This is a genomic window from Corallococcus sp. CA053C (genome assembly GCF_003611675.1).
Lineage (GTDB): Bacteria > Myxococcota > Myxococcia > Myxococcales > Myxococcaceae > Corallococcus.
In genome coordinates, this window is sequence record NZ_RAWA01000290.1 from 1 (window position 1) to 12741 (window position 12741).

General features: G+C 70.6%; 12 protein-coding genes. 10 read left to right on the plus strand and 2 right to left on the minus strand.

The annotated features are described in order from the left end of the window. The 10 genes from D7V97_RS30010 to uraH form a co-directional block, all read left to right on the plus strand. Positions 1-879: toxin glutamine deamidase domain-containing protein (locus tag D7V97_RS30010; RefSeq protein ID WP_233583313.1), on the plus strand; the 879-nt coding region annotated here is incomplete at its 5' end. Positions 880-1029: 150 nt separating this feature from the next. After that, positions 1030-2277, plus strand: a complete 1248-nt coding sequence (locus D7V97_RS30015) for a glycosyltransferase family 2 protein (RefSeq protein ID WP_120614063.1) — start codon at positions 1030-1032, stop codon at positions 2275-2277. Next, complete coding sequence (locus D7V97_RS30020; RefSeq protein WP_120614064.1) at positions 2274-3377, plus strand: hypothetical protein; 1104 nt, start codon at positions 2274-2276, stop codon at positions 3375-3377. Before D7V97_RS30015 ends, D7V97_RS30020 begins: the two co-directional genes overlap by 4 nt. A 30-nt stretch (positions 3378-3407) precedes the next feature. Next, entirely contained in the window at positions 3408-4532 is a 1125-nt protein-coding gene (locus tag D7V97_RS30025) for a hypothetical protein (RefSeq protein WP_120614072.1), read from the plus strand. After that, positions 4529-5308 carry a hypothetical protein gene (locus tag D7V97_RS30030; protein ID WP_120614065.1) on the plus strand — a complete coding sequence of 260 codons (780 nt, stop codon included), beginning with the start codon at positions 4529-4531 and terminating at the stop codon, positions 5306-5308. The genes D7V97_RS30025 and D7V97_RS30030 overlap by 4 nt, the downstream gene beginning before the upstream one ends. 85 nt (positions 5309-5393) lie before the next feature. After that, positions 5394-6836 (plus strand): FAD/NAD(P)-binding protein, encoded by a 1443-nt coding sequence (locus tag D7V97_RS30035; protein WP_120614066.1) that lies wholly within the window; start codon positions 5394-5396, stop codon positions 6834-6836. Then, a complete protein-coding gene (gene allB / locus D7V97_RS30040; protein WP_120614067.1) occupies positions 6833-8179 on the plus strand; it encodes an allantoinase AllB in 1347 nt (448 codons plus the stop codon). Before D7V97_RS30035 ends, allB begins: the two co-directional genes overlap by 4 nt. 27 nt (positions 8180-8206) lie before the next feature. Continuing rightward, complete coding sequence (gene alc, locus D7V97_RS30045) at positions 8207-9229, plus strand: allantoicase (protein WP_120614068.1); 1023 nt, start codon at positions 8207-8209, stop codon at positions 9227-9229. Next, on the plus strand, positions 9226-9738 hold the full coding sequence (gene uraD / locus D7V97_RS30050; protein ID WP_120614069.1) for a 2-oxo-4-hydroxy-4-carboxy-5-ureidoimidazoline decarboxylase: 513 nt from the start codon (positions 9226-9228) through the stop codon (positions 9736-9738). Before alc ends, uraD begins: the two co-directional genes overlap by 4 nt. Beyond that, positions 9735-10076, plus strand: a complete 342-nt coding sequence (gene uraH, locus D7V97_RS30055) for a hydroxyisourate hydrolase (protein WP_120614070.1) — start codon at positions 9735-9737, stop codon at positions 10074-10076. The genes uraD and uraH overlap by 4 nt, the downstream gene beginning before the upstream one ends. Here the strand turns inward: uraH and D7V97_RS30060 are convergent. Beyond that, on the minus strand, positions 10061-11668 hold the full coding sequence (locus D7V97_RS30060; RefSeq protein WP_120614071.1) for a Rieske 2Fe-2S domain-containing protein: 1608 nt from the start codon (positions 11666-11668) through the stop codon (positions 10061-10063). The genes uraH and D7V97_RS30060 overlap by 16 nt on opposite strands. Before the next feature lie 147 nt (positions 11669-11815). Continuing rightward, positions 11816-12741 (minus strand): carbohydrate-binding protein (locus tag D7V97_RS30065; protein ID WP_233583314.1); only part of this gene is annotated, 926 nt, incomplete at its 5' end.

Consider the following 12741-nt stretch of genomic DNA (forward strand, 5'->3'; position numbering starts at 1 on the left):
GCCCCGTCCGGCGGCGCGAACCCCCAGGCGACCTACCGGCCTCCGACCCCCAGCGCCACGTTCTCCCAGGCGCCCAGGGGACCGCAAACCATCCAAGGTCAGGTGTTGAAGACCTCGGTCATCGCCCTCACGGGCGTCGTGATGGATGACGGGTTCAACTTCGACACGCTGGCCGCGACAGGCGTGACGCTCCAGGCAGCGCTGGACATCATCGCCAACACGCCGGAGGGCGCCGAGGCCGCCGTCGCGGACTACAACGCGAGCCTCGACCGGATCTCCAGCTTCTTCGCCGGCTTGGGCGACTCGGTGATGTTCTGGTGCCCGGGCTGCACCCAGAACATGCGTCACACGTGGGTGGGCCCGAACTCCTCCGGCGACGCGGACTCCTGGAGCTACACCTGGGGTTCCATCACCGGCATCGTGGGTTCGTTCATGGCCCCGAAGCCGACATCGATCATCGCGGCGCCCAAGCGCGACGTGGGCCAGGAGCTCAAGCAATTCATCCGGATGGCGGACGTCAACCCCAGCCTCTGCAGGACCAACTGCGTGAACGTGTCGATCGCCGTCGACTCGACGTTCGCGGGCCAGCCGGAGGTCGCGCTCGTCAGCAGGAGTCAGCCGTTCTCGGTGCTCGAGTCCTACTACGGCACGGCCGCCGTGGAGGTCGCCACGGAGCGGGCCGTCCTGAGAACCATGGAGGCCTGGGGTCCTGGCAGCCGGGGCATCATCGTGGGCCTCTCCAAGGGCAGCTCGGACTTCGCCCACGCCTTCAATGTCGTCAACCGGGGCGGCGGGGTCTTCTTCGTGGACGGCCAGCTGCCCTGGGCCTCCGCGAGCCTCAGGCCCTACTCCCAATTCTGGCTGATCCGGACGAACTGACCCCGTCCCCCTGCCCACTTCCCGTCAGCCGGCTGCCCGGAGGTCCCGGGCAGTTGGCGCGACGGGAGGGACTCCCCAACCTTCGGCACGCTCCACATGGGTGGAGCGTCCGTCTGGCTTGGGGTGTGGGCGTGAGGGAGGGGCGGGCCGATGGAGCTGTTTCCCATCCATTTGCTGTTCATCGTCGTCCTGATGAACCGCTACATCCTCGGCCCCTTCCTGCGGCGACTGAAGGGGAAGCGGTTTGAACGGGTGGATGACACCTACCGTCCCCGGGTCGCGGTCGTCGTTCCCCTCTTCAACGAAGGCCAGGGCATCTTCCACACGGTGCGCGCGCTGCTGGCGCAGGACTACCCGCGCGAGCGCCTGGAGATCCTCGTCGTGGACGACTGCTCCCGCGACGACAGCGTCGCCTGGGCGCAGAAGGCCGCCGAAGGTCACCCGAACGTCCGCGTGCTGCGCAACCCGGAGAACCTGGGCAAGCGCAAGGGCATCAACCGGGGCGTGAAGGCCGCGGTGGACGCGGAGATCATCGTCTCCGTGGACTCGGACGTGGTGGTGGACAAGAGCGCGGTGCGCCAGCTCATCCGCCGCTTCGTCCACCCGAACGTCGCCGCCGTGGGCGGGCGCACCTTCGTCAGCAACCGTCATCAGAACTGGATGACGCGGATGATTGAAATCAAGTTCCACTTCGCCCAGCAGTGGCTGAAGGACCTGGAGCGCTCGTTTCGCCAGGTGATGTGCCTGTCCGGCTGCCTCACCGCGTACCGCCGCCACGTGCTGCTCCAGCTGGAGCCCATCCTGGAGGCGCGCGCCATCGCGGGCGTCCCCATCAAGTACGGCGAGGACCGCTTCCTCACGCGGCAGATCGTCAAGCACGGCTACGAGACGGTCTACACGCTGGACGCGTTCTGCTTCACCGCCGCGCCGTCCACGCTCGCGGGCTACTTCTCCCAGCAGCTGAGATGGCGGCGCTCCAACCTCGTGGACCTGCTGTCGGGCCTGTCGCACGCGTGGCGCCTGCACCCGGTCATCACGGTGCACTACGTCTCGCAGCTCGCGCTGCTGCTGGCGTACCCGGTGGTCATCGTCCACAACCTCCTCACCGGAGAGTTCTGGGACATCCTCGCGTTCCACTTCCTGGTGATTGGCCTGCTGGGCTTCATCTACCGGATGGAGACGCGTCACCTGCCTGAAGACAGGCGCGTGCCCGGGGCGAGCTTCCTGCCCATGGCGCTCCTCATGCCCGTCACCTACGCGCTCTTCACCCCGCTGGCGCTGCTGACGCTCGACTCCGGAAGCTGGGAGACGCGCGGCAGTCCCACCACGGCCCCCGCCGCATCGCCCTCCCCCGCGAAGCTCACGTCCGGCACCACCAGCGAGGGGACGCCGTCATGAACCAGAAGGTCGCCAACCGGCTGAACGCCCTCGCGGTGTCCGCCTACAAGCTCATGGGATCCGTGCTGCTGGCGCTGATCCTCCTGGGGCTCCTGTCGTTCCTGTCGGTGCAGGGCTTCTTCCTGTCCAGCCGCGGCTGGGTGACGCCCACCATCCTGTCGCCCACCGACTCCAACGTGCTGCAGCTCAACGCGCAGGCGGCGCAGCAGGAGGCGGAGCGCGACGCGCTCCTGGCGAAGCGGCGCGAGGTGGCGGACCGGCTCCAGGAGGCCGAGCGCACGCTCATCGCGGAGCGCTCCTTCCAGCAGCGCTTCATCGTGGCGCTGAAGGGCGAGAAGCGCTCCCGCGACCGGCTGGCCCGGAGGCTGTCCACGCTGCGCCAGGAGTACCTGCGCGCGGGCGCGGAGATCGCCGAATCCAACCGCGCGTACAGCGGCCTCGAGCGCACGCGCACGAGCGCGCTCTACGGCGCGAAGCTGATGGACCGCGAGGACATGCTCACCCTCAACCACCACCTGGCGCAGCTGGCGCAGAGCAACCTGTCGCTCGCGCAGGAGACGGTGGACCTGGACGTGCGGCTGGACACCCTGCGGCGCGAGCGCGACGGGCTCATCGCCGCGCAGGACGGCCTGGGCCAGGACTCCACCGCCCCCGAGGGCCTGACGACGGACACACTGCTCCTGGAGCGCGAGTACACGCAGTCGGTGCTCGCGCAGGCGCGGGCGGAGACGCTGCGCAAGAGCCTGGAGGAGGACGCACGCGCGCTGGATGACAGCATCCGTCGCTTCAACCAGCTGCTGCTGGTGGTGCACGGCTCGCCATACCTGAAGGCGGTGGAGCAGAACCTCACCGTGGCCTTCGTGCCGTACGAGAACCTGGCCAACGCGCGGGCGGGCACCCCGCTCTACACCTGCGCGCTGAAGGTGTTGTGGTGCCGCGAGGTGGGCGTGGTGGGGTCCGTGCTGGAGGGAGAGGTCTCCCAGCAGCACCCCATCCGCCAGTACCACCTGCGGGGCGTGATGGTGGAGCTCCAGCTGCGTGACGCACCGAGCGCGCGGGAGCAGCTGCTGCACCTGGGCCGCCCGCCGCTGATGCTGTGAGTCCCCCTGGAATCGGAAATGGAGCAGCGGATGCGGACAACCCTCGCATGGGGAGCCCTGATGGGGCTGTGGACGGGCACGGCCCTGGCGGCGGACGACGCGGGGACGGTGCGCGCCCGGAGCGAGCCCGCGTGGGGTTATTGCGAGCGCGTGCGCGGGACGTCGCGCGCGGAGGCCGCGTTGGAGCTGGCGCCGGAGGTCTTCGCCAGCATCGGCGTGGTGAACACGGGCGACGCGGAGGGAGGCTCGGACCAGATGCCCCTGGGGGTGCCCAGGCTGCGGCTGACCGCGGGGCTGGGCTACGACTTCATCGGCATCTACCGGGGCGACAAGCTGCGCTTGCGCGCGGAGGCCGAGTGCCGCCGCTACCAGGCGCTCGCCGCGCTCCAGGGCGCCGTACGGCAGGGTGCGAGGCTGGGGGAGACGGCGGCCCTGCGAGCCCGCGCGCGCGCCCTGGCGGAGTCCCTGCCCCGCGCGGAGACGCTGGTGGCCGAGCTGCGCGACGAGCTGCGCGACGGCGGCGCCACGCTGGAGGAGCTCAACGCGGTGCAGGTGCGCCTGGATCACCTGCGCGCGCTGGCCCGCGACACCGAACAGGCCCAGGCGCGGATCGCGCTCGAACCCGCGCTGGCCGAAGGGACGGACCTGGGCGCGCTGCTCAGCGCCTTCGAGTCCGCGGATGATCAGGTGGAGGCCCTGTCGGGGCGCCTGCGCAGGGCCCGCGCCTGGCGGCTGAGCGTGCGCGGTGGCTACGACAAGGTCTTCGACGTGGAGCAGGACACGCCGCTCTTCGGCCAGCTCACGCTCGGCTACAACCTGGGCGCGCTGTGGCAGGGTCGGGCCAACGCCCAGGCCCGCGAGGGCCGGCGGCTGGAGACGCGCGACGCGGTGGACGGCACACCCCGACAGGTGCGCCAGTTGCTGGGCGAACTGCGCATCACCGAGCAGGCCGAACACGCGCGGCTGGGCGAAGTGTCCACGCTGGTGGCGGACCTGCAGGGGCAGCTGCGCGAGGTGGAGCGGCTGGAGACGCGGCAGGTCCGCCGCTTCCGGGACTACCTGCTGCTGGAACTGGCGCGGCTCCAGGCGGAGCAGGCGTACCTGGGCGCGCACCTGGAGACACTCCAGGCGCTGCTCAAGGGGGTGAAGTCATGAGCGAGGAGCGTCGTCGTCGGCTGGTCGCGGTCTGCGCGTCGGCCGTGCTGATGCTCTGGGCGGGAGCGCTGCTCCTGAGCCAGGGCGCCCGGGGTGACACGAACGGCAAGATGAAGCCCCAGGGGGTCTCCACGCACCGGGCCTCACGCGCTCCCCCTCCAGCCACCGAGGGGCTGGAGCCCGTCCCGTTGGAGCAGCTGACCGTCACCCAGGGGGACGCGCAGGAAGTGCTGGGGAGCGTGCCGGATGGGCTGCGCTTCGGCATCGAGGGCCCACGCCTGCGCGCGGTCGCGCCGGAGACGACAGGCGACGACGTGGGGCTGCGCTTCACCTGGCTGGGCGCCACGGATCCGGTGCTGCCGCTCGCCTCCGGGAAGCTGCGCGAACAGGTGGGCCTCAAGCTGCGCGCGAAGGATGGCTGCAACGTCATCTACGCCATGTGGCGCATCGCGCCCTCGGCGGGCATCGTCGTCAACTTCAAGCGCAACCCGGACGACCACCGCAGCGGCGAGTGCGGCGGCCACGGCTACACCACGGTCCGTCCACGGTTCATGGAGCCGCTGGACCCGCTGGTTCCGGGACAGGCGCACGTCCTGCGCGCCCGCATCGCCGCGGACGTGCTGACGGTCTTCGTGGACGGCAAGCGCGTCTGGGAGGGCCTGCTGCCCGCGGACGCCCTCACCCTGGAGGGGCCCGTGGGCATGCGCACCGACAACGCGCGCGTACGCTTCCAGCTGCTCGTCCCCCAGGCGGGCGGGCCCACGTCGCGGCGCTGAAGGCGCGTCCGGAACGTGGCGGACGGAGGCGAATGGGCGGCCCGCCCCCTTGCGTAGGGAATCCGGGCGTGGGTTCCTGGAGCGGATGCACGACCACGATCCGCTGGCCTCGCCGCTCCGTCCCCCACCTGGCCTGGAGGCACTGGAAGCCGCCCTTCGGCGCGACCTGGACATCCTCGCCTACCCGTCCCGGAGCTGGGTGCCCCCGCGCTCCACCCCGGAGGGCCGCGGCATCCTGGATGTGCTCATCGTGGGCGGAGGCCAGAGCGGGCTTGGCGCCGCGTTCGGGTTGATGCGCGAGCGGGTGACCAATCTCATGGTGCTGGACGACGGCCAGGACGGCTTCCACGGCCCGTGGAAGACGTTCGCGCGGATGATCACCCTGCGCACGCCCAAGTACCTCACCGGCCCGGACTACAACATCCCCAACCTCTCCTTCCGCGCCTGGTACGAGGCGCAGCACGGCGAGGAGGGCTTCCGACAGGTGGCCCTCATCCCGAAGGAGCTGTGGGCGGACTACCTGCTCTGGTACCGCCGCGTGCTCGGCATCCCCGTGAAGTGCGGCATCAAGGCCGGGGCCCTCCGCTGGCGCGCGGACCTGGACTGCTTCGAGGTCCCCACCGCCCGCACCAACGAGTGGGGCACGCTGCTCGCGCGCAAGGTGGTGCTGGCCACCGGCATCGACGGCTCCGGCCGCTGGGACGCCCCGCCGGAGGTGCAGCCCCTGCCGCGCACGCTGTGGGCGCACACGCACGACGCCATCGACTTCGAGGCGCTGCGCGGCAAGCGCGTGGGCGTGCTCGGCGCGGGGGCGTCCGCGTTCGACAACGCCTCGGTGGCGCTGGAGACGGGCGCCGCGCGGGTGGACCTGTTCTACCGGCGCAAGAAGCTGCCCAACGTGAACCCCTACCGCTGGGCGGAGTTCGCGGGCTTCCTGCGTCACCACGGCGACCTGCCGGACGCGGATCGCTGGCGCTTCATCCGGCAGATCATCGAGATGGGACAGCTGCCGCCGAAGGACACCTTCGAGCGCGCGCGCCGCTCCCCCGCCTTCCACCTGCACGCGGAGAGTCCGTGGGTGGAGGTGAAGCAGCAGGACGGTCAGGCCGTCGTGCGCACCCCGCATGCGACGCACACGTTCGACTTCCTGATCATCGCCTCCGGGTTCACCACCGACCTGTCCCTGCGCCCGGAGCTGGCGGAAGTGCACCCGCACATCGCGCTGTGGAAGGACCGCTTCACGCCGCCGGACAACGAGCGACACGCGGACCTCCTGCGCCACCCGTACCTGGGCCCCTCGTTCGAGTTCCTGGAGAAGCACCCGGGGAGCGCGCCGTGGGTGAGCGGCGTGTTCAACTACACCTTCGGGTGCCTGCTCTCGCTGGGCTTCGGCGGCGCGAGCATCTCCGGCATGAAGTACAGCCTGCCCCGGCTGGTGGGTGGCATCACCCGCCAGCTCTACCTGGACGACAGCGACCGGCACTTCCGGGCGCTCGCCGACTACGCCCTGACGGAGTTCGAGCCGTGAGTTCTTCCCTGACCGTGTTTCGCAGCGAGCGCGTGGTGACGCCGGAGGGCACGCGCGCCGCGGCCGTGGTGGTGCGCGACGGGCGCATCGAAGGCATCGACGCCACGGTGGACGTGCCGCGCGGCGCCCAGGTGGTGGACCTGGGGAAGGACGCGCTCCTGCCCGGCATCGTGGACAGCCACGCGCACATCAACGAGCCCGGCCGCACGGACTGGGAGGGCTTCGCCACGGCGACCGCCGCGGCTGCCGCGGGCGGCATCACCACCGTGGTGGACATGCCGCTCAACTCCATCCCGGCGACGACGTCCCTGGCCGCGCTGCGCACCAAGGCCGAGGCCGCGTCGGGCCAGTGCGCCATCGACTACGGGCTCTGGGGCGGCGTCATCCCGGGCAACGCGGGCGAGCTTCAAGCGATGATCGACGCGGGCGCGCCCGGCTTCAAGGCGTTCCTCGTGCACTCGGGCGTGGACGAATTTCCCGCCGCCACGCGCGACGTCCTCGACACCGCGATGCCCATTCTCGCGCGCGCGGGCGTGCCGCTGCTGGTGCACGCGGAGCTGACGGATCACGAGCCGCCCTTCGCGGGGGACGTGCGCGCCTACGCCAGCTACCTCGCCTCGCGCCCCGCCGCGTGGGAGGTGGACGCCATCCGGATGATGATCGACCTGTGCCGTCAACACCGGGCGCCGGTGCACATCGTCCACCTGTCGGCGGCGGACGCGCTGGACGACATCGCGAAGGCGAAGGCGGAGGGGCTGCCCTTCACGGTGGAGACGTGCCCGCACTACCTGACGTTCAGCGCGGAGGAGATTGAAGCGGGCGCCACGCACTTCAAGTGCGCCCCGCCCATCCGCGAGGCGGAGAACCGCGAGCGGCTGTGGCGCGCGGTGGCCAGCGGCCTCATCGACCTGGTCGTCTCCGACCACTCGCCCTGCACGCCCGCGCTCAAGAAGCTGGAGGCCGGGGACTTCTCCGGCGCGTGGGGCGGCATCGCCGGGTTGCAGTTGAGCGTGTCGGCGGTGTGGACCGGCATGCGGGCCCACGGACTGGGACTGGACGTGCTGGTGGAGCGGATGGCCCGCCGCACCGCGGCACTGGCCGGGCTGTCGGGGCGCAAGGGGGCGCTGAAGCGGGGGCTGGACGCGGACTTCGTCGTCTTCGCGCCGGAGACGCGCTTCAAGGTGGCCCCGGAGGACATCCGCCACCGGCACCGGCTGACGCCCTACGCGGGGCGCGAGCTGGAGGGCCGGGTGATGAGGACATACCTGCGCGGCCAGCGTATCTTCGACGCCACCGAGGGACTGACGGGCCCGCGCATCGGCCAGTGGCTGCCGCGCGGTTAGCCCCGGCGGTCCGGGAGAGGAAAACCGATGCAAGCCGAAGCACCCGGGGCGATGCACGTCGCCTTCGCCGACCTGATTGATCTCGCCGCGCGCAAGGTGGGCGGCAAGGCCCTGCTGGCCAACGACGAGTTCTTCGCGCCCAAGGAGGCCATGCTGGAGCCGGGGCGCGGCGTCTTCATCGCGGACAAGTACACGGAGCGCGGCAAGTGGATGGACGGCTGGGAGACGCGCCGCAAGCGCGTGCCCGGCTACGACTGGTGCATCGTGAAGCTGGGCCTGCCCGGCGCCATCCACGGCATCGACGTGGACACCAACCACTTCATCGGCAACTTCCCCGAGTACGCCTCCCTGGAAGCGTGCGAGGTGGACGGAGACCCGACCGCGGAGTCGCTGGCGGAGGACGTGTCGCGCTGGACGGAGCTGGTGCCCAGGTCGCGCCTGCGCGGCGGCTCGCGCAACCTCTTCGCGGTGGCCAACGACCGGCGCTTCACGCACGTGCGCCTCAACATCTTCCCGGACGGCGGCGTCGCGCGGCTGCGCATCCACGGGCAGGTGCTGCCGGACTGGCACGCGCTGAAGAAGGCGGGGCTGGTGGACCTGGCGGCGGCGGCGAACGGCGGCTCCGTCGTCACGTGCAATGATCAGTTCTTCGGCACGAAGGACAACCTCATCTTCCCGGGCCGCGCGGCCAACATGGGCGAGGGCTGGGAGACGCGCCGCAAGCGCGTGCCGGGCTTCGACTGGATCGTCGTGAAGCTGGCCACGGCCGGCACCCTGCGCCGCGCGGAGGTGGACACCCACTTCTTCAAGGGCAACTTCCCGGACCGCTGCTCGCTGGAGGGCATCCACCTGGAGGAGCCGCTGCTGGACTTCGCCAACGCCACCCACTTGCAATGGAAGGAGCTGCTGCCCCAGTCGAAGCTCCAGGCGGACCACTGCCACGTCTTCGAGAAGGAGCTGAAGGACGTGGGCCCCATCACCCACGTGCGCCTCAACATCTTCCCGGACGGCGGCGTCAGCCGGCTGCGCCTCTTCGGAGAGCTGGCGTGACGACGGCGCTGGAGCGCCTGAACACGGCGACCACCGAGGAAGCCACCCAGGCGCTCACCCGCTGCTGCGGCAGCACGCGCTGGGTCCAGGCGATGCTGGCCGTCCGTCCGTTCCGCGACGCGGAGCACCTCTTCGCGGAGGCCACCGACGCGTGGGCGCGCACCGGGCCGGAGGACTGGAAGGAGGCCTTCACGCACCACCCACGCATCGGTGACGTGTCGAAGCTGCGCGAGAAGTTCGCCGCCACCGCGCAGTGGTCGTCGCAGGAGCAGCAGGGCGTGGCCGCCGCGGACGAGCGCGTGCTGGAGGCGCTGGCCCAGGGCAACCGTGACTACGAGGCCCGCTACGGCTTCATCTTCCTCGTGTGCGCCACGGGCAAGAGCGCGGCACAGATGCTCGCGCTGTTGCAGGGCCGCATGGACCACGCCCCCGACGCGGAGCTGCGCATCGCCGCGGGCGAGCAGGCGAAGATCACCCGCATCCGACTGGAGAAGCTCCTCGCATCATGAGCACGCTCAGCACGCATGTCCTCGACACGAGCACCGGCCGTCCCGCGGAGGGGCTCTCCCTGGTCCTGGAGGCCCGGGCGGGTGAGACCTTCCTGGAGCTGTCCCGGGGCGTCACCAACGCGGACGGCCGGGTGAAGGACCTGTCGGGCGCGGCCACGAAGCTGGGGCCCGGCGTCTACCGGCTCACCTTCGACACCGGGGCCTGGTTCCAGGCCCGGGGCCAGAAGGGCTTCTACCCGTACGTCCAGGTGGTGTTCGAGGTCGCCGCCACCGACGAGCACTACCACGTCCCGCTGCTCTTGAGCCCCTACGGCTTCTCCACCTACCGGGGGAGCTGAGTCGGGACGCCGTCGCCAGGATTGGAACGCTCCGGCTTGTCCGCGAGCGGCTCCGCGCAGAGCGTGGCGCTGTTCGTCCTGCAGGCGCCACCGCGGTGCAGGTCGAACTGCCAGCGGTGGCGCGGGCACACCACGTAGCGGCCCTCCTCCACCCAGCCCTCGGACAGGTCGGCGCCCTGGTGCGGGCAGAAGCGCTGGAGGGAGAAGCGCTTGCCGCCGGCCTCCACCACGGTGCGCTCCTTCTGAGACTCGGTAGCGCGGATGCCGTCGCAGAACTCGCGCAGGTCCTCCACCTCCACGCCGAGGAAGCCGTGCAGCACGGGCTCGTACACGTCCGGGTTGCGGCTCAGGCGCAGGCGGAAGGACAGCAGGAAGTCCTCCCAGTTCAGCTTGCGGTCCAACACGCGCACGATGTCGCCCGCGCTCACCTTCATCGTGTAGCGGACCGTGTCGCGCAGCTCCGGCACCTCGTCCACGCGGCGCAGCTTGAAGTCCACGCGCAACAGCCGCTTCGGCGCCTCCGTCAGCTCCACGTAGAGGGGCATGCCCACCCGGCCGTGCACGTCCAACAGGTCCAGCTTGCGCTGCAGCTCCACACGCAGGCGGCCGAGGATTTCATCCACCTCCTCGCGCATCAGGTTGTGGCGGCGCTCGCGGAAGACATGCGCCAGGTCCTTCGCGTACGCGTGGAGGTAGTCCTGGAAGTTCTCCGTCGTCACACGCTCCGGCACCTGGGAGACGTACTCCAGCGTGCCCGCGTCCAGCACGTCCCCGGGCATGGGCTCCAGGTAGCGCGTGGGCGCGTCCGGCAGGCGCCGCGCCAGGAAGGCGAAGAGGTCCGGCGCGCGGGGGAAGATGTTCACGTCCTCGAAGTTCAGCGAGAACAGCGTCGGATCCAGGAAAGCCGCCGGGCCCGCTGACGCGATGTAGCCGCGCGGCCGCACCGACTCCAGCGCGCGCGCCACCGCCTCGAACTTGCTGTCGCGCTTCTTGCGCGCGATGGCCGAGTACGTCTCGCGTGGGTACTCGTAACAGGTGGGGTGCCAGATGGCGCCGGAGAACTGCGCGGAGAAGACGTCGATGGAGCCCTCCTCCGCGATGATCCGCGCCAGCCGGTCGTGCAGCTTGCAGTCGTTGAGGTTGAGGAAGCACTGGCCGTCGCCGCGCACCAGCACGCTGGAGTCGCGGTTGGTGCCCTGCTCGGAGACGAAGAGCTTGAGGTAGCCGCCCGGGATGGGGACCTCGCGCGAGTCCTCGCACGCGATGACGCGCTGGCAGCCGTACTTCGCGAAGAAGTCCTGCAGCTCCGAGCGCTTGAACTTCGGCACCAGCACGGTGAAGTCGCGCCGGGCGAGCGTGGCCAGGAACGCCGGGTCGAAGTGATCCTTGTGCTCGTGGCTGATGTAGAGGAAGCGCTCCCTGCCTGGCGTCTCCAGCAGCTCGCGCACGCGAGGCGCCAGGTGGTGGTTGCGCGGCAGCTGCATCCACGCCGAGTCGAAGGCCCCCTGCGGCGACAGCCACGGGTCCATGACGACGAGCGCGCCCGCGGTCTCCACCACGAAGCCCGCATGCCCCAGGAAGGTGATCCGCATGGACGTCGTCCCTCGGAGATGACGCCGGGGCACAGGCCACGGCGCATGCGAGGGTGCGAACCCGGGACGTCCCCGGCCACGGGCCTGCCGGTCCAGGGTGCCTGTCGGCAAGCCCACGGAGCCGGCATCAGGCCCGCGGACGGCCCACTACGGTTGGATCTCCCGGACGCTCAGCCACTTGAAGTCCACGTCCTGGGCGTTGTCCCAGCGGAACGTGGCGATGGGGCCACCCCAGGTGATGGGCATGGCGCTCACGGAGCCACCGCAGTGCTCCGAGTCGCCGCCCAGGTCGCCCGCGTCGGTCAGCTCGTAGACCTTCTTCCAGGTGACCTTGTCGGCGTTGTCGTTGACGAACAGCTCCAGCTTCACCGCCTCCGCGCCCTGCTTCGCGTCCGGCACGTTGCGCATCACCGCCTTGAAGCCCACCCAGCGGCCCTTGAGCGCGGAGGTGGCGGGCTTGTACGGCCCCTGGTCGTAGGAGACGTGCCACGTCTCCTTCTCGAAGCGCACGCGGCCGTCGTAGTGCAGGCCGCCCTTGTAGCTGCTGCCCTCGCAGCCCGAGTGGTCGTCGTTGTGCTTCCCGCCCCGCGCATACCAGGCGAAGTTGTCCTGGGTGTTGGAGGCCGCGTTGACCTTCACGAAGCCCGTCATCTCGACGTTCTTCCAGTCGTTCGCCGCCTGCATGTACCCACGGCTCGCCAGCACGTCGCGGTCGTAGGTGGCGATCTGCTTCGGGTCATATCCCGTGGAAGGGAACGCGCTCATGCGGACCTGGCTGCTCTTCATCTTCCACGAGCCGTCCGCGTTGCGCGTGATGGTGTCCTGCGGATCGAAGCGCGCATCCGCCGTCGCGTCCTCCGCGAGCGCCCACGCCTCCCCGCCCTCCTTCGACGGGTACAGCATCGTCACGCCGAAGCCATCCACGCCCGAAGGCGCGGGCGCGGGCATGGCCTCCGGCGGCGCATCCGGCACGCCGGGCGTGGTGGGGTCCGGCGCGGGTTCGGTGACCGAGGGCGTGGGTTCGGGCGTGCCCTCGGGTTCGGTAACGGGCGCGGGAGGCGTGGGCGCGGGGG